Raw genomic sequence first — 25,134 nt, 5'->3', positions numbered from 1 at the left:
CCGGGCGCTTCCCGGGTGCCGCTGGGAGATCGCGCACGTCAATAGGGCGTGTCGGTGGGATCAGCCAGGGCGTGTCGCGATAACGTCAGCGGCCGTGAGGTCACCAAGACGCTGCTCCCGCAACGGCTGCCCCCGCCAGGCGGTTGCGACGTTGACCTATGTCTATTCGGACTCGACGGCCGTTGTCGGGCCCCTCGCGGCCTACCCCGAGCCGCACACCTATGACCTGTGTGAAACGCACGCGCGGAGCCTCACCGCGCCCCGCGGCTGGCAGCTCGTGCGCCACGACGGTGAGTTCGAGGCGCCACCGCCCACCACGGACGACCTGGTCGCGCTCGCGGAGGCGGTCCGCGAGGCCGCCCGCCCGGTGCAGCGACGCGAGGAGGGCACGCCGCCCACCCCCGGCCGCCGAGGCCACCTCCGCAGCGTCCCCCCACCCCAGTAGCTCCCGCGCCGGGTAGCGCCGCCCCTGCCAGGTTTTGCAGCAAAGCGTGGCTATTTCGCGCCGCGATGCCACGCTTTGCTGCAAAACGTGGCAGGCGGTCAGCCGAGCAGGCGCGATGTGAGGGCGGCTCGGCGGGACGGCCTGCCGGTGCGCGCCTCCTCGGCGTCCGCGCCCGAGACCAGCCGCAATGCGGCGTTGATCCCGATCCAGCGCAGCGGCTCCGGTTCCCACCTCGGCGAGCGGTGCCCCACCCACGGCAGCGCGGTCAGCTCACTCTCCACCCCCAAGATCAAATCCCGGAGGGTACGCCCGGCGAGGTTGCTCGTCGCCACCCCGTCCCCGACATAGCCTCCGGCGTGGTAGAACCCCCGACGCGGATCCCGTCCCACGGCGGCGTGCCAGTCCCGGGCGATCCCGAGTGGTCCGCCCCATGCGTGCGTGATGGGTACGTCACCCAGCACCGGGAAGAGCTCGCCGAGCGTCCGGCGCAGCTTGGCGGCGACGCGGGCATCGGTGTCGAACTCGGGCCGGATCGCCGAACCGAAGTGGTAGGGCGCGCCCCGTCCACCGAAGACGAGCCGGTCGTCCGCGGTCCGCTGGCCGTAGATGATCAGGTGGCGGTGGTCGGCGAAGGTCTCCCGCTCGCGCAGCCCGATCCGGTCCCAGGTCGCCGCGTCGAGCTGCGGGGTCGCCACCATCAGCGAATAGACCGGGGCGAGCTCGCGCCGGTTGCCGGGGATCGTGTGGGTATAGCCCTCGGTGGCCCGGATGACGTGGCCCGCCGTCACCGTGCCCCGGTCCGTGATCACCTGGTGGGCGGTGAGGCGGAGCGCGCTGGTGCCCTCGACGATCGTCACGCCGAGCCGCTCGACCAGCGCGGCGAGGCCGTGGACCAGCTTCGCCGGGTGGATCGCGGCGCAGTGCGGTGAGAAGGTCGCGCCGAGGACCCCGGTGGCGGAGCAGCGATCACTCGCCTCGGCCGCGCTGAGCAGCCTGACATCGTCGGCGAGCCCGAACTCCGCGGCCTCGGCGGCCTCGTGGACGGCCCTGGTGAGCTGGGTCGGCGTACGCGCCAAGTGGAGAGTGCCCCCGACGGCCAGATCGCAGTCGATGCCCTCGGCGACCGTGACGCGCTCCACCTCCGCGACCGTCGCGAACATCGCGCGCTGCATCGCGATCGCGGCGTCGCGACCGTGGCGGCGGGCCAGCGTGGAGATCGGCGTCGGCAGCAGCGCCGAGCACCAGCCGCCGTTGCGACCGGAGGCGCCGAAGCCCGCGTGCTCCTTCTCGATCACGATGATGCGCAGGTCAGGGCGTTGTCTGCTGAGATAGTAGGCCGACCAGAGGCCCGTGTAGCCGGCGCCGACGATCGCCACGTCGGCGGTCGTGTCGCCAGTCAGGGCGGGCCGCCCCCCGATCGGGGAGCGGCCCTCGGTCGCGGTCGACGAAGTCGGCTTCGCGGCATTCACGGACTCTGACCAGAACGAGGTCACAGGAGCGTCCACGCCTTTGTCAGGACATCGCGGAGGATCTGCTCGATCTCGTCGAACTGCTGCTGCTCGGCGATGAGGGGCGGCGACAGCTGGATGACGGGGTCGCCCCGGTCGTCGGCGCGGCAGTAGAGCCCCGCGTCGAAGAGCGCGTGCGACAGGAATCCGCGCAGGATCCGCTCGGACTCGGCGTCGGTGAAGGTCTCCCGCGTCGTCGTGTCCTTGACGAGCTCGATGCCGAAGAAGAAGCCGTCACCGCGAACGTCACCGACGATCGGCAGGTCGTAGAGCTTCTCCAGCGTCGCCCGGAACGCAGCCGTGTGGCGCTGCACGTGACCGATGAGGTCCTCGCGCTCGAAGATGTCGAGGTTGGCCAGGGCCACCGCGCAGCTCACCGGGTGGCCGCCGAAGGTGACGCCGTGGGCGAACATCTGGCCGTCGGCGAGGAACGGCTCGATCAGCCGGTCCGATGCGATCATCGCGCCGAGCGGTGAATAACCAGAGGTCAGGCCCTTGGCGGTGGTGATGATGTCGGGCTGGTAGCCGTAGCGCTGGGCGCCGAAATACTCACCGAGCCGACCCCACGAGCAGATCACCTCATCGGAGACGAGCAGGACGCCATAGCGGTCGCAGATCTCGCGGACCCGCTGGAAGTAGCCGACCGGCGGCGGCAGGCAGCCGCCCGCGTTCTGCACCGGCTCCAGGAAGACGCAGGCCACCGTCTCGGGGCCCTCGCGGAGGATCGCGCGCTCGATCTCGTCGGCGGCCCAGAGGCCGAACGCCGCCTCGTCCTCCCGGCAGAACTCCGGCGCCCGGTAGAAGTTGGCGTTGGGGACCTTGATCCCGCCCGGCACCAGCGGCTCGAAGTCCACCTTGAACGGCGGGATGCCCGTGATCGACAGGGCTCCCATCGAGGTGCCGTGGTAGGCGATGTAGCGGCTGACCGCCTTGTGCCGCAGCGGTTGGCCGACGCGCTTGAAGTAGGCCCGTGCCAGCTTCCACGCGGTCTCGACCGCCTCGGAGCCGCCCGTCGTGAAGAAGACCCGGTTGAGGTCGCCGGGGGTCAGGGTCGCGATCCGCTCCGCCAGCTCCACCGCCTTGGGGTGCGCGTACGACCACAGCGGGAAGTAGGCCAGCTCGCTCGCCTGCTTGAACGCCGCCTGCGCCAGCTCCTGCCGACCGTGGCCCGCGTTGACGACGAAGAGGCCGGCGAGGCCGTCGAGGTAGCGCTTGCCATCGGCGTCCCAGATGTAGCTTCCGTCCCCCCGCACGATCGTCGGCACGTTGCCGTCACGGTAGGCACCCATGCGGGTGAAGTGCATCCAGAGGTTGTCGGTTGGATTGCCCATTGTCGCCTCATCTTGGGGGTCTCAAAAGCAGGTGCCTACGGTTATCGCACAGTGCTGCGGCCCACCGCAACCCTAACCGTCGCCCTTTCAAGCTTTCGCAACGAAATCCGTACCCCGCTCCCGATGCGACGGGACCACCCGGCGGCGGCCGGTCCGCCCGCTCAAGATCGTCACGTTTTGCAGCAAAGCGTGGCCAAAATCCGCGCCGAGGCCACGCTTTGCTGCAAAACGTGACCAGCGTTAGGCCGGGCGCCAGCCTCGGGAGCGGAGTGCGGCCTTGACCTGCCTGACCAGCCGGGGGAAGTCGGCTGTGAGCTGGCGCTTGGTCACATGCAGGACGATCCAGCCATCGGCAACGAGGAGATTCAGGCGTTGGCGATCACGATGGAACTGGTCGGTCTCGTCGTGCCATTCGCCGTCGTACTCGATCGCCACCTTGTACTCCGCCCAGGCGAGATCGGGATGGAGCACGATTCCGTCGGCGACACGGACCGCGAGTTGGGGCGTGGGTTTGGGCAGGTCGGCAAGCACCAGGCGCACTCGCAGCGCGGACTCCGGAGGTGACTGCGATCGGCCGTCGGCCAGGTCGAACGTCGTGACCGCTCGCTCGCTGCCCAGGCGCTCCGCTGTCGCGGCGAGGCTCTCGGCGGTGACGAGACCGCCGCTGAGCAGAGTGTCGATGATCGCCACTGCTCGTGTCACCTCGTACCACCGGGCGACATCCCACGCGGTCCGCTCCGCCGTGGTCATCCGACCGCTGATGTCTTGCGGGTCGACCGTGAGGTGGTGGGTCACGAGGCGGGCCTGCGTTCCGACATGCATCGAGGCTGGCGCGATCACGCTGACCGGGTCGCGGAAGGACGCGGCATGAGCAACACCCAGCAGGTACGCCGCGGAAGCCCCGCCGATCACCACCTCCCTCGGCAGCCTGAGCATGGCGGCCTGACAGGCGAGCGCGTGATCGCGTTCGAGGCGGGAGTCGGCGTAGACGTCATGACGCACCCGGATCCAGGCCGAGGTGCGAAGCTGGTTTTCGGTGAGGACGCCGATTCGGGTGGCCTGGGATCCCCTGAACATCTGCCAGGCGAGTTCCCGAGGCCGGTATGGAGGCTTGGGCACCGGACCAGGCTCAGCCCTCCACCGCGTGGACGCCCGCTCAAGCACCCCCGTCCTGTGGACAGTGCCGCTGTGTGGACAACCGAGCCCGCTCAAGATCGTCACGTTTTGCAGCAAAGCGTGGCCAAAATCCGCGCCGAGGCCACGCTTTGCTGCAAAACGTGACGACGATCTTGGGCGCGCAGCGGCCCACGTGGCGAGGAAAGGCGAGCGGGAGGGGTTAGGCGCCCCAGGAGTAGGTTTGTTTGCGGAGCTTGAGGTAGACGAAGACCTCGGTGCCGTTGACACCCTCCACCGCGCGGACCTCCTGGATCACCTCCAGCAGATGGTCGTCGTTGCGGGCGACCACCTCCAGCAGCAGGTCAAAAGATCCGCCTGTGATCACCACGTAGTCGATCTCGTCGATCAGGGACAGCTGGTCGGCGATCAGCTCCAGGTTGCCCGATGTCTTCACCCCGACCATCGCCTGGCGGCCGAGGCCGAGCTGGAGCGGGTCGGTGACGGCGACGATCTGCATGACGCCCGCGTCGATGAGCCGCTGTACGCGTTGCCGCACCGCAGCCTCGGAGAGGCCCACGGCTCGGCCGATCGTGGCGTACGGCCGCCGACCGTCCTCCTGCAGCTGCTCGATGATCTGCTTCGCGACATCGTCGAGGAGCGCATGGTGGGCGTTGTCGAGATGGGGATGAACCCTCGTCGTGCGCACGACCTGCTGGGGCACGGGGCCTCCTGAAAGTCACTGGAGATCTTGGTGAGAGATGGGGGAAACAGGATAGCGCGATGGCTCCGAGGTGGCCGCCCGTAACGAGTACGTCATCTTCGGAGCTCAAGTGTGGCGTAATCCGTGGTCCAAGGCTAGATCGACAACGGAATCCCTTGTGATGTGCGGCACCGAAGTGCAAGTATCTGTCGTCACAAGGCTGCGTCGAAGATCCGACAGACCACGAGCCTACCGGGAGGCAGTTGATCATGGGTGAGCTCGCACACCACCTGGTCGGCGGAGAGGTCGTCGCGGGCAGCTCCGGTGACCACTTCGCGGTGATCAACCCGGCTGACGGTACGACGGTCACCGAGATCAACCTCGCCGACGCCGGTGACGTGGACGCTGCGGTCGCCGCCGCGCGGGCGGCCTACCCGGGGTGGTCCGGTGCGACACCTGCCGAGCGGTCGGGGAAGCTGGTCGCCCTCGCGGCGGTCCTCACCGAGCGCGCCGACGAGTTCGCCCGGGTCGAGGTCGCGCAGACGGGCAAGCCGATCCGCCTCGCCACCGAGTTCGACGTGCCGGGGACGATCGACAACACCGCGTTCTTCGCCGGGGCCGCCCGCAACCTGGAGGGCAAGGCGGCGGGGGAGTATTCGGGCGACCACACGAGCTTCGTCCGGCGCGAGTCGATCGGGGTCGTCGGCTCCATCTCGCCGTGGAACTACCCGCTGCAGATGGCGGCCTGGAAGATCCTGCCCGCCATCGCGGCGGGCAACACCATCGTGCTCAAGCCCGCCGAGCTGACCCCGCTGACCAGCGTGATGCTGGCGCAGGCGGCGCTCGACGCGGGCATCCCGGCCGGTGTCGTCAACGTGATCACCGGTCGGGGAGCGATCGCCGGTGCCGCGCTCGTCGCGCACGACGGCGTCGACATGGTGAGCTTCACCGGCTCGACCGCCGTCGGCCGCCAGATCGGCGCCACGGCCGCCGGTGCGGTGAAGCGGGTGCATCTGGAGCTCGGCGGCAAGGCGCCCTTCGTCGTCTTCGCCGACGCCGACATCGAGGCGGCGGCCCAGGGCGCGGTCGCCGGCTCCCTGATCAACTCTGGCCAGGACTGCACCGCCGCGACCAGGGCATACGTTCACCGGAGCATCTTCGACGCCTTCGTCGAGCGGGTGGCCGAGCTGATGGCCGGCGTCATCCTCGGCGATCCGATGGACCCCGCCACCGACCTCGGCCCGCTGGTGAGCTTCGCGCAGCGCGACCGGGTCGCCGGATTCGTCGACCGGGCTCGGCAGGCGGGCGCGAAGATCGTCACCGGCGGCGAGGCGCCCGCCGGACCCGGTGCCTACTACCTGCCGACCCTCATCACCGGGGTGAGCCAGGACGCCGAGGTCGTGCAGTCGGAGATCTTCGGACCGGTGCTGGTGGCGCTGCCCTTCGACACGGATGCCGAGGCGATCGAGCTCGCCAACGACACCCCCTACGGTCTCGCCGCGAGCGTCTGGACCCGCGATGTCCACCGTGCCCTGCGCGGATCGCGGGAGATCAAGGCCGGCTGTGTCTGGGTCAACGACCACATCCCGATCATCAGCGAGATGCCCCACGGTGGGTTCAAGCGGTCTGGCTTCGGCAAAGACATGTCCACCTATTCGTTCGATGAGTACACCCAGATGAAACACGTCATGCTGGACGCCACCGGAGTCGCAGCAAAACCCTGGCACAGAACGATCTTCACTAACCGCTAAGACAAAGGACCCCCCTCGATGCCTTCGCGTTCGCGTACCCCCCTCTCTCCTGAAGCCCGAGCCATCCTCGCCGCGAGTGGCGGCACCAGCCGGCGCAACCTGATGCGTGGCGCAGTCGCCGGTGGCGCGCTCGTCGCGGCCGGCGCCTCGCTCGCCGGGTGCGGCACCAAGCCGACCAAGAGCCCCGGCGCGAGCGCGGGCCCGGCCTGCGCGACCCCGGATGTCTCGGCGGCCGACCGCAAGCTGGTCTTCTCGAACTGGGTCGAGTACATGGACACCGACGAGAAGGACGAGAAGAAGCACCCCACCCTGGACGCCTTCGCCGCCAAGACCGGCATCGCGGTGACCTACCAGGAAGATGTCAACGACAACAACGAGTTCCTGGGCAAGGTCCGCACCCAGCTCAACGCCTGCCAGACGATCGACCGCGACATCGTCGTCTTCACCGACTGGATGGCGGGCAAGTTCATCAAGCTCGGCTTCGCGCAGAAGTTCGACCCGAGCAAGGTGGCGACCTTCCAGAAGAACCTGCTGCCGACCCTGAAGGGCCGCTCCTTCGACTCGGAGCAGCTCTATGCCGCGCCGTGGACTTCGGGCACGACGGGCATCGGTTACAACGCGAAGTTCGCCAAGGAGGTCCGCAACATCGACGAGCTGCTGACCCGGGCCGACCTCAAGGGCAAGGTGTCGGTGCTCAAGGAGCTCAACGACACGATGGGACTGCTGCTGCTCTCGCTCGGCAAGGACCCCGACAACTTCACCGAGGCCGACTTCGACGCCGCCCTCGACAAGCTGAAGAAGGCGGTCGACTCGGGCCAGATCCGGCGGGCCGCGGGCAACGACTACCTCGAGGACCTCGCCAAGGGCGATGTCGTGGCGGCGATCGGCTGGTCCGGTGACGTGATCGGCCTGAGCGGCGAGAACGAGAACATCAAGTTCGTCACGCCGGACGAGGGCCTGATGCGCTGGTCGGACAACATGCTGATCCCGGTGACCTCGGGCCGCGCCTCCAACGCGATGGCGCTGATCGACTACTACTACGACCCGAAGATCGCCGCCGAGCTCGCCGCCTACATCAACTACATCTGCCCCGTCGTCGGTGCGCAGGAGGCGATGAAGGACATCGATCCCGAGCTCGTCGAGAACCAGGCGATCTTCCCGACGGCGGAGACCCTCGGCAAGACGAAGGTCTTCAAGGAGCTCACCGAGGCCGAGCGCAAGAACTATGAGGCCAAGTTCCAGGCCGTCATCGGAGCATAGGTAAATTAAGCCATGTCTGTATTGACTTCCCCGGTCGTGCCCCCCAAGAACGCCACGACCGGCGACCTCCAGATCACCAACGTGACGAAGAGCTTCGGCGCCTTCACCGCGGTGGACGATCTCACCCTCACCGTGCCGCAGGGTTCGTTCTTCGCGCTGCTCGGCGCGTCGGGCTGCGGGAAGACCACCACCCTGCGCATGGTCGCCGGGCTGGAGGAGCCGACCACCGGTCAGATCACGCTGGGCGGCAAGGACATCACCCGCCTGCGCCCCTACAACCGGCCGGTCAACACCGTCTTCCAGAGCTACGCGCTCTTCCCGCACATGTCCGTCGCCGACAACGTCGGCTTCGGCCTCAAGCAGCGCAAGACCCCGCGCAAGGAGATCGGTGTCAAGGTCGCCGAGATGCTGGACCTGGTGCAGCTGGGCAGCCTCGCTTCGCGCCGCCCGGCCCAGCTCTCGGGAGGTCAGCAGCAGCGCGTCGCGCTGGCGCGAGCCCTCATCAACCACCCGCAGGTGCTCCTGCTCGACGAGCCGCTCGGCGCGCTCGACCTGAAGCTGCGGCGGCAGATGCAGATCGAGCTCAAGCGGATCCAGACCGAGGTCGGGATCACCTTCGTGCACGTCACGCACGACCAGGAGGAGGCCATGACGATGGCCGACACGGTCGCCGTGATGAACGCGGGCAAGATCGAGCAGCTCGGCAGCCCGACGGAGATCTACGAGTTCCCGGCGACGGTCTTCGTCGCCAACTTCCTCGGCCAGTCCAACCTGCTCACCTCGGCCTGCTCGGGCACGAGCGGCGACGACGTCCTGGTCGAGGCCTACGGCTCGCGCTTCGCGGTCCCCCGGGACCGCAGCCGGGTCACCGCCGGTCCGGCATTCCTGGGGGTACGCCCGGAGAAGCTGCACCTGGTCGAGTCGGCGCTGCAGGTGCCGGACGGCCACAACGCCGTCCCCGGCGTCATCACCGACTCGTCCTACGTCGGCGTCTCCACGCAGTACCTGGTGAGCGCGCCCTGGGGTGAGGAGCTCTCGATCTTCGCCCCGAACTCGGGTACGTCGTCGCCGCTGCGGCCGGGCGCGAACGTCGTGGTGCACTGGCACCCGCAGCACTCGTTCCTGCTGGCGGGTGCTGGTGCCGTTGCTTCGCAGGGCGCGCCGGAAACAGCCGCTCCCGACGGCGGGAGCCTGCTGTGACCGCTCTCGCTCACGGCGGGGTCGGTTCGGGGTCGGCCGGTTACGAACCGCCGGCGGAGCCGCCCGCCGGGATGAAGAAGCGCCGCTGGGTGCCCTATCTCCTGCTGCTGCCGGGCGGGCTCTACCTGCTGGTCTTCTTCGTCTACCCGATGATCCAGCTCATCCAGACCAGCCTCTACGACCCGTCGGGGTCGATCGAGGAGGGCTACGCCTTCACCTGGCAGTGGTCCAACTACGCCGACGGACTCGACATCTACGGCCCGCAGTTCCTGCGGTCGCTGACCTATGCGCTCATCGCGACCGCGATCTGCCTCGTGATCGGCTACCCGCTCGCCTACGCCATCGCGCAGAAGGGCGGCAAGTGGAAGAACCTGCTGCTCGTCGGCGTGATCGCACCGTTCTTCACCAGCTTCCTCGTGCGTACGCTGGCGTGGAAGACGATCCTGTCGGACCACGGTTACGTGGTGGAGTTCCTGAAGTGGCTGCACATCCTGGGTCCGGACGACCGGCTGCTCGCCACGCCGTTCGCGGTGATTGCCGGCCTCTCCTACAACTTCCTGCCCTTCATGGTGCTGCCGCTCTACGCCTCGCTGGAGAAGCTCGACCCGCGGCTGCTGGAAGCCTCCCGGGACCTCTACGCGGGCCCGGTGCAGACCTTCCGGAAGGTGACCCTGCCGCTGTCGTTGCCGGGCGTCATCGCGGGCACGCTGATGACCTTCATCCCGGCGGCGGGCGACTATGTCAACGCCGAGCTGCTCGGCAACCCGTCGACGACGATGATCGGCAACGTCATCCAGTCCCGGTTCCTGGTCGTCAACGACCAGCCGCTCGCCGCTTCGCTGTCGTTCATGCTGATGGCGGGCATCCTGGTCATGGTCTTCGCGTATGTGCGCAAGGCCGGCACGGACGAGGTGGTCTGATGCACCGGGTTATCAGATTTGTGGCCGATCGCTGGGTCATGGCGGTCGGGCTGCTGGTGCTCGCCTACATGGCCACGCCGGTGCTCGTCATCATGCTGCTGTCGTTCAACGAGCCGTCCAGCAAGCGGACCACCTACCAGCTCGACGGCGGGATCAACTGGTCGCTGTCGAACTGGACCGGGATGCTCGACGATCCGGACATCAAGGGCGCACTCGTCAACAGCCTGCTGATCGGTGCGATCTCGACGGCGATCGCCACCATCCTCGGCACGATGATCGCCTTCGCGCTCGTGCGGCACCGATTCCTGGGGCGCTCCTCGGTCAACCTGTTGATCTTCCTGCCGATGGCGACACCCGAGATCGTCATGGGATCGTCCCTGCTTGCGCTGTTCGTAGCCTTGCAAGTCCCGACCGGATTCGGGACTATAGTCATAGCGCACGTGATGTTCTGTATCTCATTCGTGGTGGTGACCGTGAAGGCGCGGCTAGCCGGGTTGGATCCCCGGCTGCAAGAGGCGGCAACCGACCTCTACGCGACCCCGTTTGCCACGTTCCGGCAGGTCACCCTGCCGCTCGTGGCCCCCGGCATCGCCTCGGCAGCGCTGCTCTCCTTCTCGCTGTCGTTCGACGACTACATCATCACGGCCTTCAGCTCCGGCTCCGGCAGCGTCGTGACGTTCCCGCTCTTCGTTTGGGGAGCCAACCAGCGGGGAATTCCCCCCGAGGTGAACGCCATCGCCACCGGGATGTTCCTCGTCGCCTTCGTCATCGTCCTCGTCGGCCAGCTCAACAATCTGCGCCGCGCGAAGCGAGCCGCAGCAAGCTAGCTCCATCCCACGAGCCGTCGGTCCCGTTGCGCGTTGACGCAGGGTCACCGACGGCTCTTGGCATACAAAGACTTCCGCGCCTCAACTGCCGAACATCCACCCGGATGCGCTGGTCGAGGACAAGACGCGGACCCGGCGGGTAGCCGCCTCGCCGGGACTGGGCCTCGGGCCCGGTGGGCACAACCCGTCCGGGGGATCTGGACGGGCGAGAAAAGAACCACGGGCGCGGGCCCGTGCGAGAGAAGAAGCTGGTGATCGGCTCATGCGAGCCAAAGGATCAAAACTGTGGGCGTCGGCCCTGCGAGATGCAGCCCCGACGCCGTACTGGACGGATCGGCCGGACCGGCCGACCCCGACCGCACCGCTGACCGGCGCGGTGACCACGGAGCTCGTGGTCATCGGTGGCGGCTACAGCGGGCTCTGGACCGCCCTGCTCGCCAAGGAGCAGGACCCGCAACGGGATGTGGTCCTCATCGAGGCCGGACTCTGCGGCGACGCAGCCTCCGGCCGTAACGGGGGATTCTGCTCGGCGAGCCTCACGCATGGGCTCGCCAACGGTGCCGATCGCTTCGGGGTCGAGGTCAATCGACTCGAACGCCTCGGCAGGCAGAACCTGAACGAGATTCAATCGACCATCGAGCGCTACGGCATCGACTGCGACTGGGAACGCACCGGGGAGCTGTCGGTCGCCGTCAAGGCGTACCAGGTGGATGGTTTGGCGGAACAGGCGCGGACCGCGCTGGACTTCGGGCACCGGGTGACCCTCTTCGATGCCGACGGGGTTCGGACCGAGGTCAACTCGCCCACCTACCTGGGCGGGCTCTGGGACCACGACCGGGTCGCGATGGTCGACCCGGCCAGGCTGGCCTGGGGGTTGCGCGGCGCGTGCCTGTCACTCGGGGTGCGGATCTTCGAGAACTCACCGGCGGTCTCGGTCGCGACCGAAGGCGCCGGCCTCGTGGTCCACACCACCCACGGGTTGGTACGCGCACGAAGGGGCGCTCTCGCCACCAACGCGTTCCCGCTGCTGAAGAAGTTGAAGCGCTACCTCGTCCCGGTCTACGACTACGCGTTGATGACCGAGCCGTTGAGCGCGGCGCAGCTCGCCGAGATCGGCTGGCAGAACCGGCAGGGCCTCGGTGACCTGGCGAACCAGTTCCACTATTACCGGATCACCCCGGACAACCGGATCCTCTTCGGCGGATACGACGCGATCTACCACTTCGGTAACAAGATCTCGTCGAGTCTGGAGCAGCGCCAGGCCACCTTCGACAAGCTGGCCGAGCACTTCTTCAACACGTTTCCGCAGCTGGCAGGCTCCGTCCGGTTCACGCACTCCTGGGGCGGGGTCATCGACACCTGCACCAGGTTCTGCCCGTTCTTCGGCAAGGCCTATGGCGGCCGGTTGGCGTACGCCGCCGGTTACACAGGCCTCGGTGTGGGTGCGACCCGGTTCGGCGCGAACGTGATGCTCGACCTGCTCGCGGGTGAGCGCACCGAGCGTACGGAGCTGTCCTTCGTGCGGCGCAAACCGCTGCCGTTCCCGCCGGAGCCACTGCGCTCCATCGGCATCAACGTCACGCGATGGTCCCTGGCCAAGGCCGACCAGCAGGGCGGACGGCGCAACCTCTGGCTGCGCACGCTCGACCGTGCCGGTCTGGGCTTCGACTCCTGATTCTCGTTCCCCCGTTTGTTCCGCTCGATCACTTGGCGTGGCCGAGCGGCCTGAGAAAGGACTCTCATGCGTATCCTGCTCGTCGGCGCTGGCGGCGTCGGCAGCGCGGCGGTGGCCATCGCGGCTCGCCGAAACTTCTTCGACCTCATGGTGGTCGCCGACTACTCGGCGGAGCGGGCGGGTCGTGCGATCACCGGCCGTGACCACCGGTTCCTCGCGGCCCAGCTCGACGCCTCGTCGGCCGAGGCGGTGGCGGCGCTCTGCCGGGAGCACTCCATCACGCACGTCCTCAACGCGGTCGACCCCCGATTCGTGATGCCCATCTTCAACGGGGCGTTCGCGGCCGGGGCCGACTATCTCGACATGGCGATGTCGCTGTCCCACCCCCACCCGACCGAACCCTACGCACAGACCGGGGTGATGCTCGGGGACGAGCAGTTCGCCGTCGCCGACTCCTGGGCCGCGCGGGGTCGGCTCGCCCTCGTCGGCATCGGGGTCGAACCCGGCCTCTCCGATGTCTTCGCCCGCTACGCCGCCGACCACCTCTTCAGCGAGATCGACGAGATCGGCGTACGCGACGGCTCCAACATCACCGTCGACGGGTTCGACTTCGCACCCTCGTTCTCGATCTGGACCACGATCGAGGAGTGCCTCAACCCCCCGGTGATCTGGGAGGCCGGTCGTGGCTGGTTCACCACCGAGCCCTTCAGCGAACCGGAGGTCTTCGACTTCCCCGAGGGCATCGGACCGGTCGAGTGCGTCAACGTGGAGCACGAGGAGGTCCTGCTGATCCCGCGCTGGGTCGACGCCAAGCGGGTCACCTTCAAGTACGGCCTCGGCACCGAGTTCATCGAGGTGCTCAAGACCCTGCACAAGCTGGGCATGGACAAGACCGCGCCGGTCATGGTCGGTGGCGTCTCCGTGTCGCCTCGGGACGTGCTCGCCGCCAGCCTGCCCGACCCGGCGACCCTCGGCGATCGGATGCGTGGCAAGACCTGCGCGGGCACCCTGGTCCGGGGGACGGGCCTGGACGGGCTGCCGCACGAGGTCTACCTCTACCACGTGGTCGACAACGAGTGGTCCATGCGCGAGTACGGCCACCAGGCCGTCGTCTGGCAGACCGCGGTGAACCCGATCGTCGCCCTGGAGCTGCTCGCGAGCGGTGTCTGGTCGGGCGCCGGGGTGCTGGGCGCGGAGGCGTTCGCGCCCAGCCCGTTCCTCGAGCTGCTCTCCGGTTACGGCAGCCCCTGGGGTATGCGGGTGGGCAGCTCGCAGCTCGCCGTCGCCTAACCGTTCCGGCGTGCGGCCCGCTGTCCTCACCGGACGGCGGGCCGCCTCGGTGTTTGGGGGGCGTGCTCGAGATCGAGGTCGGCGACGGGCTTATCACCGTGCGCGTCTGCCAGTTTCGCCACGTCGGGCTTTCGCTCGACGACGGGGTTCGAACCCGCACGCCCTGCCGGGCACATGGTCCCTGAAGTATCCGTTGCCTGCGCACCGAACACGCCCGCCGCGAACTGTAGCGGGTCGGTGTCGTCGGCCACGATCCATTTCGGGCTCGCGGTGTCTTCGGCGGTGCGGGCCCGCACCGCCATATGACCGCGATGTTGGTCGCCCGGCGGTTGGTCCGGGGAGCCGGATTGGATGGTGCGCGCGGAGCTTTGCTCTGCTTACACCTGCGCATCACCCGGCATATCTGGATTTTTTCGGTGTTGCGTGGGTGTGAGCAGAGCAAGGCCGCCGTGCGAGTGCCGGCTGCCGGGTGGGGCCGGTGTGTTGCGTGGGTGTAAGCAGAGCAAGGCCGCCGCGCGAGTGCCGGCTGCCGGGTCGGACCGGTGTGTTGCGCAGGTGTAAGCAGAGCAAAGCCCCGCGCGAGAGCACGCTGCCGGATAGCCCGGTGTGTTGCGCGGATGTAAGCAGAGCAAAGCGCCGCCCGAACGCGCTCACCCCCAGGCGATCAGCCGCGCCGACGGCGGGATTCCGAACAGACCGACGGAAAACCCGTGGAGCCGAGGATCTCTCCCGGGTTACCGTTCCTCTCGCACCTCCCGGTGCGCAGGCGACGGCTACTTCTCTTGCAAAGACAACCAATGCCGTCGCTGCCTTGATCTCGGGAGGCGCACCCACACAGCACACGTGGTGCGCAGGCAACGGTTACTTCCCACTTCTCATGGGCTGGTCGCGGGTTCGAATCCCGCCGCTGCCACTCCTGGCGGCGTAGCTCAGCGGCAGAGCAGCTTCGTACCGTCGCCGACTCGATCTCACGTGTGCTGTCTGGTTGCGCCTCCGGGCTGGCCGTCGAAGGAGGCACCACCATGGCCAAGTTCAATCTCCGCAAGCCGACCAACGCCGTCACGACCCACCAGGGCGGCAGGGGCTTCACCCGAGACCGCAAGACCGAGCTCTTCCTGCTCGCCGTCTCCAACATGGTGGGGGAGCAGACCTTCTACGAGGGCGCGAGCGAGCGCGATGATCGGTTCCGCGCCCTGGTCGCGAAGGTCGCCGTCAGCGATCCGGAGTGGTTCGGCCGGTTCGTGCCGTGGCTGCGCCTGGGCGCCAACATGCGGACCGCCTCGGTCGTGGCTGCGGTGGAGGGTGCGAAGGCGCAGGTCGCGGCCGGGATCACCGGTTCGCGTGCCATCGTCGACTCGGCACTTCAGCGGGCCGACGAGCCCGGTGAGGCCCTCGCCTACTGGCTGGGTCGGCACGGTCGCGCACTGCCCAAGCCGGTGAAGCGGGGCATCGCCGACGCGGCGGTCCGGCTCTACCACGAGCGCAGCCTCGCGAAGTACGACTCCGACGGCACCGCGGTGCGCTTCGGCGACGTCATCGAGCTGACCCACCCGACCGCGAAGGACGCCCGGCAGGGTGACCTCTTCCAGCATGCGCTGGCGCGCCGGCACAAGCGGGGCAACCCGGTGCCGGAGTCGCTGACGGTGCTGCGCGCCCGGACGGAGCTGCTCGCCGAGCGGTCCACCGAGGTCGACGCTGACCGGCTGCGCGAAGCGGGCATGACGTGGGAGTCTGTCGCCGGCTGGCGCCAGGGTCCGATGGACGCCGCGGCGTGGGAGGCACTCATCCCGTCGATGGGTTACCTGGCGCTCCTGCGCAACCTGCGCAACTTCGACCAGGCCGGGGTGAGCGATGCGGCGGCGGCCTCCGTCGTGGCCAAGCTCGCCGACGCCTCGGCGGTACGCCAGTCGCGCGTGCTCCCGATGCGGTTCCTGTCGGCGTTCAACGCGGCACCGAGCCTGCGGTGGGCGTACCCCCTGGAGGTTGCCCTTCAGCACGCGCTGGGCAACGTGCCCGCGCTGCCGGGACGGACGCTGGTCCTGATCGACACGTCGGGCTCGATGAACTCGACGTTCAGCAAGGACGGCACGCTGAAGTGCTGGGATGCGGCGGTGGTCTTCGGACTGGCGCTGGCGGCCCGGGCGCAGGATGCCACGGTCGTCTCGTTCTCCGACAAGTCGAAGGTGTTTCCGCAGGTGGCGGGGGAGTCGGTGCTGAAGGGGGTGGCGCGGTTCAAGGCGGACGGCTACTTCATCGGCAACGGCACCTCGACCGAGCAGGCGGTGCGGGCGCACTTCCGGGGGCATGACCGGGTGGTGATCCTCACCGACGAGCAGGCGGCGTGGCACGGCGCGAGCAGTGTTTACGCGGCTGTTCCGGAGGGCGTGCCGGGTTACACCTGGAACCTGGCGGGCTACCGGATCGGGCACGCGCCGACGGGTGGGGGCAACCGCTACACGTTCGGCGGTCTCACGGATGCGGCGTTCGGCATGATCCCGCTCCTGGAGGCAGGCGAGTCCGGCACCTGGCCGTTCTAGCCCCAAGATCGTCGCAACTCTTCAAGAGTTGTGCTTAAGGCCTGGCGGCCTGAAGCGACAACTCTTGAAGAGTTGCGACGATCTTGCATGACGGGCTAGGCGAGCACCCTCGCAAACGCGGAGTCGAGGATGTCGAGGCCCCGGTTCAGGGTCTCGTCGTCCATGACGAGCGGCGGCAGGAAGCGGAACACGTTGCCGTAGGTGCCGCAGGTCAGCGTCAACAGCCCCGCCTCGTGGCAGGCCCGGTTGATCGCCGCCGTCACCGTCGGGTTCGGGTTGATCGTGCCGGGCTCGACCAGCTCGACGGCGATCATGGCGCCGCGGCCGCGTACTTCCGCGATCTCGGGGTGGCGGGCCGCGAGCAGTGACAGGCGGTCGGTGATCACGGAGCCGATGCGCCGGGCCGCCCCGGCCAGGTTGTGCGCACGCATCGTGTCGATCGAGGCGAGTGCGGCCGCGCAGGCGATCGGGTTGCCGCCGTAGGTGCCGCCGAGCCCGCCGACGTGCACCGAGTCCATCAGCTCGGCCCGGCCGGTGACCCCGGCGAGCGGCAGGCCGCCCGCGATGCCCTTCGCCGTGGTGATCAGGTCCGGCTCGATGCGCTCGTGCTCACTGGCGAACCAGTCGCCGGTGCGGCAGAAACCGGTCTGGATCTCGTCGGCGATGAAGACGACCCCGTTGGCCCGGGCCCACTCGGCAAGCGCGCTGAGGAACCCGGGAGCGGGCACGATGAAGCCGCCCTCGCCCTGGATCGGCTCGATCACGATCGCCGCGACGTTCGCCGCCCCGATCTGTGAGCTGATCATGTCGATGGCGCGGCTCGCGGCGGTCTTGCCGTCGAGCCCGCCGTCGCGCAGGGCGTAGGACATCGGCGCCCGGTAGATCTCCGGGGCGAACGGACCGAACCCCTGCTTATAGGGCATGACCTTGGCGGTGAGCGCCATCGTCAGGTTGGTACGCCCGTGGTAGCCGTGATCGAAGACGACGACCGCGGACCGCCCGGTGGCGTAGCGGGCGATCTTCACGGCGTTCTCGACCGCCTCGGCACCGGAGTTGAAGAGCGCGGACCGCTTCTCGAACGATCCCGGGGTCAGCTCGTTGAGCTGCTCGCAGACCGCCACATAGGACTCATAAGGCGCGACCATGAAGCAGGTGTGGGTGAAGCGTTCGACCTGCTCCCGGACGGCCGCGACGACCATCGGCGCTGCGTTGCCGACACTGGTGACGGCGATCCCGGCCGCGAAGTCGATCCACTCCCGGCCGTCGACGTCGGTGATCGTGCCGCCGCTCGCCCGCTCGACGTAGGACGTGATGGTGGAGCCGATGCCCCGGGCCACGGCGGCGGACCGGCGGGCGTGCAGCTTCTCGGAGTTGGACATGTCCCTCAGCCGTTCAGGTTGTGCATGACGTGCTTGACCCGGGTGTAGTCCTCCAGGCCGTACATGGAGAGGTCCTTGCCGTGGCCGGAGTGCTTGAACCCGCCGTGCGGCATCTCCGCGACGAGCGGGATGTGCGTGTTGACCCAGACGCAGCCGAAGTCGAGCCGGTTGCTGACCCGCATCGCGCGCCCGTGGTCCTTGGTCCACACCGACGAGGCGAGGCCGTAGCGCACGTCGTTGGCGGCGCGGACCGCAGCCTCCTCGTCGTCGACGAGCTGCACGGTGATGACCGGCCCGAAGACCTCGTCCTGGATGATCTCGTCGGTCTGCTGCAGCCCGCCGACGACGGTCGGCGCGAAGAAGTAGCCCCGGTTGCCGACGCGCTCGCCACCGGTGGTGAGCACCGCGTGGCTGGGCAGGCGGTCGATGAACCCGCGTACGCGAGCCAGCTGGTTGGCGTTGTTGACCGGGCCGTAGAGCACGTCCTCGTCGTCTGGCTGGCCGGTCTTCGTCGCGGCGGCGGCCTCGGTCAGCGCGGCGAGGAAGTCCTCATAGGCGCCGGGCGTGACGAGTACGCGAGTCGCCGCCGTGCAGTCCTGCCCGGCGTTGAAGAAGCCGGCCACCGAGATGCCCTCGACCGCTGCTGCGATATCTGCGTCGTCGAAGACCAGCACCGGGGCCTTGCCGCCGAGCTCCAGGTGGGTGCGCTTGAGGTCCGGCGCGGCGGCCGAGGCGACCTCCATGCCTGCCCGGGTGGAACCGGTGATCGAGACGAACTGCGGCGTGCGGTGCGTGACCAGCGCCCGGCCGGTGTCCCGGTCGCCCGCGACCACGTTGAAGACGCCCGGCGGCAGGAACTCGGCTGCCAGTTCGGCGAGGAGCAGCGTCGAGACCGGGGTGGTGTCCGACGGCTTGAGCACGACCGTGTTGCCGGCCGCCAGCGCGGGCGCGATCTTCCAGATCGCCATCAGCAGCGGGTAGTTCCACGGCGTGACCTGGGCGCAGACCCCGATCGGCTCGCGCCGGACATAGCTCGTGTGCCCGGCCAGGTATTCGGCGGCGGCGCGGCCCTCCAGGACCCGGGCGGCACCGGCGAAGAAGCGCAGCTGGTCGATGGCGGGCGGCAGCTCCTCGGTGGTGGTGAGGCCGAGCGGCTTGCCCGTGTTCTGGCTCTCGGCGCGGACGAACTCGTCGGCCCGCGACTCCAGCGCGTCGGCGATCTTCAGCAGGGCGCGCTGCCGCTCCGAAGGCGTCGTGTCGCGCCAGGTCTCGAAGGCGCTCGCGGCGGCGGCCATGGCCCGGTCGACATCCTCGCCGCCGGAGACGGGGGTCGAGGCGAAGACCTCGCCGGAGCAGGGGTCGATCAGATCGGCGTGGCGGCCGTCGGTGGGGGCCACGTGTTCGCCGTTTATGAAGTTCCGCAGAACGTTATCGCTCATGATCTTCTCTCCTGGGCCCGGCTGCTGCTTATCGTCGCTTCGAGCCATCCTTGCGACTGATTTCGTCGTAAGCAAGAGCAACGACGATAGTTTCCGTGGAGGGTAGCGCTGGCGGTCGCCCTGGTCGTCGTTTACGCTGCGGCCATGACTGAGCCGGTTGTGCCATTCTGGATCGCGGGGAGCCCCGAGAGCAGCGCAGACCTCATCGAGGTGCGCAGCCCCTATGACGGCCGACTGGTCGCGACCACCTCACAGGCAACCCCGTCGCAGGTCGATCGGGCGGTCCAGGCCGCCGCCGACGTCGCGGCCGAGGCCGCTTCACTACCCGCGTCGGTACGCGCAGCCGCGCTCGACCACATCTCCAAGCGGCTCGCCGAGCGGGGTGAGGAGGTGGCCCGACTCATCAGCGCCGAGAACGGCAAGCCGATCATGTGGGCGCGGGCGGAACTCGGCCGGGCCGTCTCGACCTTCCGCTGGGCGGCCGAGGAGGCGCGCCGCTTCTCCGGCGACCTGCAACGGCTCGACACCGATCCCGCCGCGAAGGGCCGGTTGGCGCTGGTCCGCCGCTTCCCGAAGGGGCCGGTGCTCGGCATCACGCCGTTCAACTTCCCGCTCAACCTCGTCGCGCACAAGGTGGCTCCGGCGATCGCCGTGGGGGCGCCGATCGTGATCAAGCCGGCTCCGGCCACGCCGCTGTCGGCGCTGCTCCTGGGGTCGCTGATCGCGGAGACGGAGCTGCCGGTGGGGATGTTCTCGGTGGTGCCCGTACCCAACGCGGTGGCTCCTGATCTTGTCGCGGACCCGCGACTGCCGGTCGTCTCCTTCACCGGGTCGGGGCCGGTCGGCGCGCAGATCCGCGCCGCCGTGCCGCACAAGCACGTGACGCTGGAGCTCGGCGGCAACGCGGCCGCGGTGATCTGCGAGGACTACGCCGACCTCGACTGGGCGGCGGCGCGGGTGGCGCTGTTCAGCAACTACCAGGCCGGGCAGAGCTGCATCGCGGTGCAGCGCGTGATCGTGCACTCGTCGAAGGTGGACGACTTCCTCGACAAGCTGGTCAACGCCGTCGGCGGCCTCGTCGTGGGCGACCCGTCGGCAGACGCCACCCAGGTCGGGCCGCTGATCAATGAGGCGGCGGCCGAGCGCGTCGAGTCCTGGGTCGCCGAGGCCGTCGAGGCGGGAGCAAAGGTGCTGGTCGGCGGCGTGCGCGACGGTGCGAGCTATGCCCCGACGGTGATCGTGGACGCGCCCGCCGACGCGAAGGTCTGCGCCGAGGAGGTCTTCGGCCCGGTCCTGGTCGTCCAGGTGGTCGACTCGGACGAGGAGGCGTTCGCCGCGGTCAACAGGTCGGCCTTCGGTCTGCAGGCGGGCGTCTTCACCACGTCGATCCAGACCGCCTTCAGTGCCCACGCAACACTGCAGGTAGGTGGCGTGATCATCGGTGACGTGCCGAGCTTCCGCGCCGACCAGATGCCCTACGGCGGCCAAAAAGGCAGCGGCACCGGTCGCGAAGGCGTGGCGAGCGCCATGCAGGACTACACCGACCCCCGAGTCCTAGTCCTGACAAACCTGGCCCTGTAGCCCCCCGCCCCGCCCCGCCCGGCCTTTAATTCGCGTTGATCAAGGGAAGACTCACCATGTCGGGTGTCCGATATGCGGCGAGTCTTCCCTTGATCAACGCGAATTTTGGCGTCAGGCGATCGCGGCGTCGACCATCGCTCGGGCCGCTTGTTGGATTGCGCTCAGGTGGTCCTGGTCCTGGAAGGACTCGGCGTAGATCTTGTAGACGTCTTCCGTGCCGGACGGCCTGGCGGCGAACCAGCCGGACTTCGTCGTGACCTTGATGCCGCCGATTCCGGCGTTGTTGCCGGGGGCCTCGGTGAAGATGCCGGTGATCTCCTCGCCGGCCAGGGTGGTGGCGGTGACGTTGGTCGCGGAGAGCTTCGACAGGGCCGCCTTCTGACGGGTGTCGGCGGGTGCGTCTATGCGCTGGTAGACGGGGTCGCCCAGGCGTTCGGTCAGGGTGCTGTAGGCCTGGCTCGGCGTGCTGCCCGTGACGGCGGTGATCTCGCTCGCCAGGAGGCAGAGCAGGATGCCGTCCTTGTCCGTGGTCCAGACGCCGCCGTCGCGCTGCAGGAAGGAGGCGCCCGCGCTCTCCTCGCCGCCGAAACCGATGCTGCCCTCGACGAGCCCGTCGACGAACCACTTGAAGCCGACCGGCACCTCCAGCAGGCGGCGGCCCAGGTCGGCCGAGACCCGGTCGATCATGGCGGAGGAGACGAGCGTCTTGCCGACGGCGGCGTTCGCGGACCACTGCGGCCGGTGCCGGAAGAGGTAGTCGATCGCGACCGTCAGGTAGTGGTTGGGGTTCATCAGGCCCGCGTCGGCGGTGACGATCCCGTGGCGGTCGGCGTCCGCGTCGTTGCCGGTCGCGACCTGGAACTCGTCGCGCCGCGCGATCAGCGAGGCCATCGCGTAGGGGGACGAGCAGTCCATCCGGATCTTGCCGTCCCAGTCGAGCGTCATGAAACGCCAGGTCGGGTCCACACCGGAGTTGACGACGGTCAGGTCCAGACCGTATCGGTCGCCGATCTCGCCCCAGTAGTCGACCGCCGCGCCGCCGAGGGGGTCGGCGCCGATGCGCACGCCCGCGCTGCGGATCGCGTCGAGGTCGATGACGCTGGGCAGGTCGGCGATGTAGTGGTCGAGGAAGTCATAGCCCGAGACCGAGTCGAGCGTGCGGGCGCGCGTCGCCGGGATCCGCTGCACGTCCTTGAGCCCGGCCTCGAGGATGGCGTTGGCGCGGTCCTGGATCCAGTTGGTGATCCCGCTCGCGGCCGGACCGCCGTCCGGCGGGTTGTACTTGAAGCCGCCGTCGGCCGGAGGATTGTGCGAGGGCGTCACGACGACACCGTCGGCGAGGCCGGTGGTGCGACCCCGGTTATAGGCCAGGATCGCCCGGGAGATCGCCGGGGTGGGCACGAACCGGTCCCGGGAGTCGAGCCGGACCTCGACGCCGTTGGCCGCGAAGACCTCGAGCGCGGAGAGGAGCGCGGGCTCGGAGAGGGCGTGGGTGTCCCGGCCGAGGAAGAGCGGGCCGGTGATCGCGTTGGCGACGCGGTATTCGCAGATCGCCTGGCTGGTCGCGAGGATGTGGTCCTCGTTGAACGACAGGCGCAGGCTCGATCCGCGGTGCCCCGACGTACCGAAGGCGACCCGGTGGCCGGGCACGCTCGGATCGGGGTGCTCGGTGTAATAGGCCGAGACGAGCCTCGGCACGTCGATGAGGTCCTGCGCTCCGGCGAGCTGCCCGGCACGGTCGTGCGTTTGCGGTGTCGACATCCCGGTGCCCCTCAGGAGTGCGTGTCAGCCAGCGGAGCCAGCGCTCCCGGCGTTGCGAGCAGCTTCTCGACGTAGTCGGCCGTCTCCGGCCAGCCCTCGACCGGCACGCACTCGATACCCGTGCTGCGGACCGGGTAATCGTTGCCGCCCTCGTCCAACCGGTCGCCGACGAAGACGACGTCGGCCGGGGTCAGGTCGAGGAAGTCCATCAGCTTGCGCATGCCGTACGCCTTGTCGATGCCCTTGCGGGTGATGTCGACGGAGGTGGAGCCACCGGCCCGGACCTCGAGATCCGGCAGCCGCTCCGCGACATAGGCACGCAGGCGCTGCTTCTTGGATCCGTCGGGGTCCCATGCGTATTTCGCCGCCGGCGGAGCCTGCTGGCCGAGCGCGGAGAAGGTGATCTGGCTGCCACGGTCCTCGATGATCTCGCCCCAGGGCTTCTCCTCCCACAGCCCCAGCGCGGTGGCGCCCTCACGCAGGGCGGCGATCACCCGTGCCTTGTCGGCGTCCGAGAAGTCCTCGGCGTAGATCTCCACCCACCGCGTGTCCCAGCGGTAGTAGCGGGTGCCACAGGTTGGCATGAGGTGCAGCCGCCGCAGCGCCGCGGGGGAGAGCTCGAGGTGGTCGAGGACCTGCGCGGTGAACTGCTCGTAACGTCCGCCGGAGATGATGCACACCGTGGTCGCATCGAGCAGTTGCGACAGCAGCTTCGCCATCCGGGGGTCGATCTGCGATTTGGAGACCGCAAGAGTGTCGTCCAGGTCGAAGGCGACGACGCGAAATCCGGTGCCCATATTCTCCAGCCTCCCGCGCAACGGCTCATGCCGTGGTCGCGGCGCCACTCTACCGGATCGATGAGCGCGAGCAGCCGCAATGCCGTTCCGGCCCACCGCTGTCGGGCTCCCGCATTGCGCAGTGGCGGCCGATCGCTAAGCTGCCGAAGATCGAGTTGGAACCAGTACGGAGGCATCCTGTGGACCGATGGTGGCGAGTCTCCGTCGTGCCTGCGGTGAGCCGACCGGTGTCGCGGGGATAGGCTCAGGCAATGTCGCTCGATCCGATGCTGTTGGAGATCCTCGCCTGCCCGGCCGAGGACCATGCCCCTCTACGCCACGACGAGTCCGCGCAGACCTTGACCTGCACAGAGTGCGGCCGGATTTTCGAGATCAGGGACGGCCTGCCGGTGCTGCTCCTTGATGAAGCGCGTTCGGAGGGAGCGGCATGAGCGAGGAACTCTCCCTGCGGGGGCATCGCACGATCGACGAGGCGCTGCTCGACGACGCGCCGAGGCTCGCCGCCAACGATCCCGGCGGCATGCTCCGGGCCACGGCGTCCGCCGGTGCTCAGGTACGCGAAGCCGCCGCGCTGACCGCCGAGTCCAATCTGGCCATGCTCGCCGACGAGGGCCGGCCGCGTGCCGTCGTCATCGCCGGTGCGGGCACGGCCGCGCGTACGGGTGACGTGCTCGCCACGGTCGCCGGTCCCCGCTGCCCGGTGCCGGTGCTGGCACACCGCAGCGTCGGCATCCCGGGCTGGGTCGGTGCCGCCGACGTGGTCATCGCCGTCTCGGCGAGCGGGCGCTCCCCGGAGGCGCTCGGTGCCGCCGAGGCAGCCGCGCGCCGCGGTGCCCGCCTGGTCGCGATCGGTGCTCCCGATTCGCCGCTGCAGTCGGTCGCCGAGCGGGCCCGGGCACCCTTCATCCCGGTCCCGAGGCGTGCTCCGGCGCGGGCCAGCATCTGGGCCCTGACGGTGCCGGTGCTGCTCGCCGCGCGTTCGATCGGGCTGGTCAAGGTCAACGAGGCCGACCTCGCCGAGACCGCCGCCAGGCTCGACGCCGACGCCGACCGCTGCCGCGCGACCGCCGAGAGCTTCGTCAACCCGGCCAAGGGCATGGCGCTCTCGCTCGCCGGCTCCATCCCGGTCGTCTGGGGTTCGTCGTCGCTCGCCGCGATGGCCGCCCGGCGTTTCGGTGACACGCTCTCCGCCAACGCCCGCTACCCCGTGGTGACCGGCGCGCTCGGCGAGGCCGGTCGCGGCCGTGTCGGCCTGCTGGACGGGGTCTTCGGCGGGCTCGCCGGCGGCGCGGACATCTTCGCCGACCCGGACGAGACCGACTCGATGCTGGCCCGCCTCTCGGTGGTGCTGCTGCAGGACGGCGGCCTCGCCGATGACGAGATCAGTGAGGCGCCCGAGGTCGAGCAGCGACGCATCGAAGCGGTGCAGGAGATCTGCGACCGCAGGGGCATCCGGTGGACGTTGCTGACCGCGCAGGGTGGTTCGGCGCTGGAGCGCCTCGCCTCGCTGGTCACCATCCCCGACTTCGCCTCCATCTACCTGGGCCTCGCCCACGGACTCGACCCGATGGCCGTCCCGGCCGTGACGGAACTCAAGGAGCGGCTGCGCGCGTGATC

The 25,134-nt window shown here is 68.9% G+C and carries 21 protein-coding genes and 1 tRNA gene; 13 read left to right on the top strand and 9 right to left on the bottom strand.

What is annotated here, in order from left to right; translation table 11 throughout:
- Nucleotides 1-94 precede the first annotated feature (94 nt).
- On the top strand, nucleotides 95-445 hold the full coding sequence (locus F4553_RS18050) for a DUF3499 domain-containing protein (RefSeq protein ID WP_184837550.1): 351 nt from the start codon (nucleotides 95-97) through the stop codon (nucleotides 443-445).
- Between the two features lie 98 nt (nucleotides 446-543).
- Here F4553_RS18050 and F4553_RS18045 read toward each other — a convergent pair whose 3' ends face one another.
- The 4 genes from F4553_RS18045 to F4553_RS18030 form a co-directional block, all read right to left on the bottom strand.
- Entirely contained in the window at nucleotides 544-1,914 is a 1,371-nt protein-coding gene (locus tag F4553_RS18045) for an NAD(P)/FAD-dependent oxidoreductase (protein WP_184837548.1), read from the bottom strand.
- Nucleotides 1,915-1,934: 20 nt separating this feature from the next.
- Nucleotides 1,935-3,284, bottom strand: a complete 1,350-nt coding sequence (locus tag F4553_RS18040; RefSeq protein ID WP_184837546.1) for an aspartate aminotransferase family protein — start codon at nucleotides 3,282-3,284, stop codon at nucleotides 1,935-1,937.
- A 240-nt stretch (nucleotides 3,285-3,524) separates the two neighbouring features.
- Nucleotides 3,525-4,403, bottom strand: a complete 879-nt coding sequence (locus F4553_RS18035; protein WP_184837544.1) for a DUF559 domain-containing protein — start codon at nucleotides 4,401-4,403, stop codon at nucleotides 3,525-3,527.
- A gap of 217 nt (nucleotides 4,404-4,620) precedes the next feature.
- Entirely contained in the window at nucleotides 4,621-5,121 is a 501-nt protein-coding gene (locus tag F4553_RS18030) for an Lrp/AsnC family transcriptional regulator (protein ID WP_184837542.1), read from the bottom strand.
- A 248-nt stretch (nucleotides 5,122-5,369) separates the two neighbouring features.
- Here F4553_RS18030 and F4553_RS18025 point away from each other — a divergent pair, with 248 nt between their 5' ends.
- From F4553_RS18025 to F4553_RS17995, 7 genes are all read left to right on the top strand, one after another.
- The gene (locus F4553_RS18025; protein ID WP_184837540.1) at nucleotides 5,370-6,851 is read left to right on the top strand and encodes a gamma-aminobutyraldehyde dehydrogenase; all 1,482 of its coding nucleotides are present in this window, start codon (nucleotides 5,370-5,372) and stop codon (nucleotides 6,849-6,851) included.
- An 18-nt stretch (nucleotides 6,852-6,869) separates the two neighbouring features.
- The gene (locus tag F4553_RS18020; RefSeq protein WP_184837538.1) at nucleotides 6,870-8,111 is read left to right on the top strand and encodes an ABC transporter substrate-binding protein; all 1,242 of its coding nucleotides are present in this window, start codon (nucleotides 6,870-6,872) and stop codon (nucleotides 8,109-8,111) included.
- A 12-nt stretch (nucleotides 8,112-8,123) separates the two neighbouring features.
- On the top strand, nucleotides 8,124-9,311 hold the full coding sequence (locus F4553_RS18015) for an ABC transporter ATP-binding protein (protein WP_184837536.1): 1,188 nt from the start codon (nucleotides 8,124-8,126) through the stop codon (nucleotides 9,309-9,311).
- Nucleotides 9,308-10,231: an ABC transporter permease gene (locus F4553_RS18010; protein WP_376776223.1), complete on the top strand. Its 924-nt coding sequence runs from the start codon at nucleotides 9,308-9,310 to the stop codon at nucleotides 10,229-10,231. The genes F4553_RS18015 and F4553_RS18010 overlap by 4 nt, the downstream gene beginning before the upstream one ends.
- Nucleotides 10,231-11,058: an ABC transporter permease gene (locus tag F4553_RS18005; RefSeq protein ID WP_184837534.1), complete on the top strand. Its 828-nt coding sequence runs from the start codon at nucleotides 10,231-10,233 to the stop codon at nucleotides 11,056-11,058. Before F4553_RS18010 ends, F4553_RS18005 begins: the two co-directional genes overlap by 1 nt.
- A gap of 262 nt (nucleotides 11,059-11,320) precedes the next feature.
- A complete protein-coding gene (locus F4553_RS18000) occupies nucleotides 11,321-12,733 on the top strand; it encodes an NAD(P)/FAD-dependent oxidoreductase (protein ID WP_184837532.1) in 1,413 nt (470 codons plus the stop codon).
- Nucleotides 12,734-12,799: 66 nt separating this feature from the next.
- Nucleotides 12,800-14,023: a saccharopine dehydrogenase family protein gene (locus F4553_RS17995; protein WP_184837530.1), complete on the top strand. Its 1,224-nt coding sequence runs from the start codon at nucleotides 12,800-12,802 to the stop codon at nucleotides 14,021-14,023.
- A gap of 26 nt (nucleotides 14,024-14,049) precedes the next feature.
- Here the strand turns inward: F4553_RS17995 and F4553_RS17990 are convergent, their stop codons facing one another.
- Nucleotides 14,050-14,325, bottom strand: coding sequence for a hypothetical protein (locus F4553_RS17990; RefSeq protein WP_184837528.1), 276 nt, complete (start codon nucleotides 14,323-14,325; stop codon nucleotides 14,050-14,052).
- A 541-nt stretch (nucleotides 14,326-14,866) separates the two neighbouring features.
- On the opposite strand from F4553_RS17990, the gene F4553_RS17985 reads away from it, so the two are divergent.
- Nucleotides 14,867-14,936: transfer RNA gene (locus F4553_RS17985), tRNA-Arg, on the top strand.
- A gap of 109 nt (nucleotides 14,937-15,045) precedes the next feature.
- Entirely contained in the window at nucleotides 15,046-16,560 is a 1,515-nt protein-coding gene (locus F4553_RS17980; RefSeq protein WP_184837526.1) for a TROVE domain-containing protein, read from the top strand.
- A 95-nt stretch (nucleotides 16,561-16,655) separates the two neighbouring features.
- Here F4553_RS17980 and gabT read toward each other — a convergent pair whose 3' ends face one another.
- Nucleotides 16,656-17,939: a 4-aminobutyrate--2-oxoglutarate transaminase gene (gene gabT, locus F4553_RS17975; RefSeq protein WP_184837524.1), complete on the bottom strand. Its 1,284-nt coding sequence runs from the start codon at nucleotides 17,937-17,939 to the stop codon at nucleotides 16,656-16,658.
- Between the two features lie 5 nt (nucleotides 17,940-17,944).
- Complete coding sequence (locus tag F4553_RS17970; protein WP_184837522.1) at nucleotides 17,945-19,378, bottom strand: gamma-aminobutyraldehyde dehydrogenase; 1,434 nt, start codon at nucleotides 19,376-19,378, stop codon at nucleotides 17,945-17,947.
- 144 nt (nucleotides 19,379-19,522) lie between these two features.
- Here F4553_RS17970 and F4553_RS17965 point away from each other — a divergent pair, with 144 nt between their 5' ends.
- Nucleotides 19,523-20,959 carry an aldehyde dehydrogenase family protein gene (locus tag F4553_RS17965; RefSeq protein WP_184837520.1) on the top strand — a complete coding sequence of 479 codons (1,437 nt, stop codon included), beginning with the start codon at nucleotides 19,523-19,525 and terminating at the stop codon, nucleotides 20,957-20,959.
- 111 nt (nucleotides 20,960-21,070) lie between these two features.
- On the opposite strand, the gene pgm is transcribed toward F4553_RS17965, so the two are convergent.
- Nucleotides 21,071-22,720, bottom strand: a complete 1,650-nt coding sequence (gene pgm, locus F4553_RS17960; RefSeq protein ID WP_184837519.1) for a phosphoglucomutase (alpha-D-glucose-1,6-bisphosphate-dependent) — start codon at nucleotides 22,718-22,720, stop codon at nucleotides 21,071-21,073.
- An 11-nt stretch (nucleotides 22,721-22,731) separates the two neighbouring features.
- Nucleotides 22,732-23,517 carry an HAD-IIB family hydrolase gene (locus F4553_RS17955; protein WP_184837517.1) on the bottom strand — a complete coding sequence of 262 codons (786 nt, stop codon included), beginning with the start codon at nucleotides 23,515-23,517 and terminating at the stop codon, nucleotides 22,732-22,734.
- Between the two features lie 251 nt (nucleotides 23,518-23,768).
- Here F4553_RS17955 and F4553_RS17950 point away from each other — a divergent pair, with 251 nt between their 5' ends.
- Both F4553_RS17950 and F4553_RS17945 read left to right on the top strand, forming a co-directional pair.
- On the top strand, nucleotides 23,769-23,948 hold the full coding sequence (locus tag F4553_RS17950) for a Trm112 family protein (protein WP_184837515.1): 180 nt from the start codon (nucleotides 23,769-23,771) through the stop codon (nucleotides 23,946-23,948).
- Nucleotides 23,945-25,132 carry an SIS domain-containing protein gene (locus tag F4553_RS17945; RefSeq protein ID WP_184837512.1) on the top strand — a complete coding sequence of 396 codons (1,188 nt, stop codon included), beginning with the start codon at nucleotides 23,945-23,947 and terminating at the stop codon, nucleotides 25,130-25,132. Before F4553_RS17950 ends, F4553_RS17945 begins: the two co-directional genes overlap by 4 nt.
- The last annotated feature ends 2 nt before the right edge of the window (nucleotides 25,133-25,134 follow it).

This window comes from Allocatelliglobosispora scoriae (assembly GCF_014204945.1).
In the GTDB taxonomy this organism is placed as follows: domain Bacteria; phylum Actinomycetota; class Actinomycetes; order Mycobacteriales; family Micromonosporaceae; genus Allocatelliglobosispora; species Allocatelliglobosispora scoriae.
Note: the sequence above shows the minus strand (reverse complement) of the source record. Positions and strands in the feature narration are given on the sequence as shown.

Excerpts from the sequence above, each read along its gene's own strand:
- F4553_RS18040 (WP_184837546.1), bottom strand. The coding sequence starts at position 3,284 with ATGGGCAATCCAACCGACAACCTCTGGATGCACTTCACCCGCATGGGT.
- F4553_RS18025 (WP_184837540.1), top strand. The coding sequence starts at position 5,370 with ATGGGTGAGCTCGCACACCACCTGGTCGGCGGAGAGGTCGTCGCGGGC.
- F4553_RS18020 (WP_184837538.1), top strand. The coding sequence starts at position 6,870 with ATGCCTTCGCGTTCGCGTACCCCCCTCTCTCCTGAAGCCCGAGCCATC.
- F4553_RS18015 (WP_184837536.1), top strand. The coding sequence starts at position 8,124 with ATGTCTGTATTGACTTCCCCGGTCGTGCCCCCCAAGAACGCCACGACC.
- F4553_RS18005 (WP_184837534.1), top strand. The coding sequence starts at position 10,231 with ATGCACCGGGTTATCAGATTTGTGGCCGATCGCTGGGTCATGGCGGTC.
- F4553_RS18000 (WP_184837532.1), top strand. The coding sequence starts at position 11,321 with ATGCGAGCCAAAGGATCAAAACTGTGGGCGTCGGCCCTGCGAGATGCA.
- F4553_RS17995 (WP_184837530.1), top strand. The coding sequence starts at position 12,800 with ATGCGTATCCTGCTCGTCGGCGCTGGCGGCGTCGGCAGCGCGGCGGTG.
- F4553_RS17990 (WP_184837528.1), bottom strand. The coding sequence starts at position 14,325 with ATGGCGGTGCGGGCCCGCACCGCCGAAGACACCGCGAGCCCGAAATGG.
- F4553_RS17980 (WP_184837526.1), top strand. The coding sequence starts at position 15,046 with ATGGCCAAGTTCAATCTCCGCAAGCCGACCAACGCCGTCACGACCCAC.
- gabT (WP_184837524.1), bottom strand. The coding sequence starts at position 17,939 with ATGTCCAACTCCGAGAAGCTGCACGCCCGCCGGTCCGCCGCCGTGGCC.
- F4553_RS17970 (WP_184837522.1), bottom strand. The coding sequence starts at position 19,378 with ATGAGCGATAACGTTCTGCGGAACTTCATAAACGGCGAACACGTGGCC.
- F4553_RS17965 (WP_184837520.1), top strand. The coding sequence starts at position 19,523 with ATGACTGAGCCGGTTGTGCCATTCTGGATCGCGGGGAGCCCCGAGAGC.
- pgm (WP_184837519.1), bottom strand. The coding sequence starts at position 22,720 with ATGTCGACACCGCAAACGCACGACCGTGCCGGGCAGCTCGCCGGAGCG.
- F4553_RS17955 (WP_184837517.1), bottom strand. The coding sequence starts at position 23,517 with ATGGGCACCGGATTTCGCGTCGTCGCCTTCGACCTGGACGACACTCTT.
- F4553_RS17950 (WP_184837515.1), top strand. The coding sequence starts at position 23,769 with ATGTCGCTCGATCCGATGCTGTTGGAGATCCTCGCCTGCCCGGCCGAG.
- F4553_RS17945 (WP_184837512.1), top strand. The coding sequence starts at position 23,945 with ATGAGCGAGGAACTCTCCCTGCGGGGGCATCGCACGATCGACGAGGCG.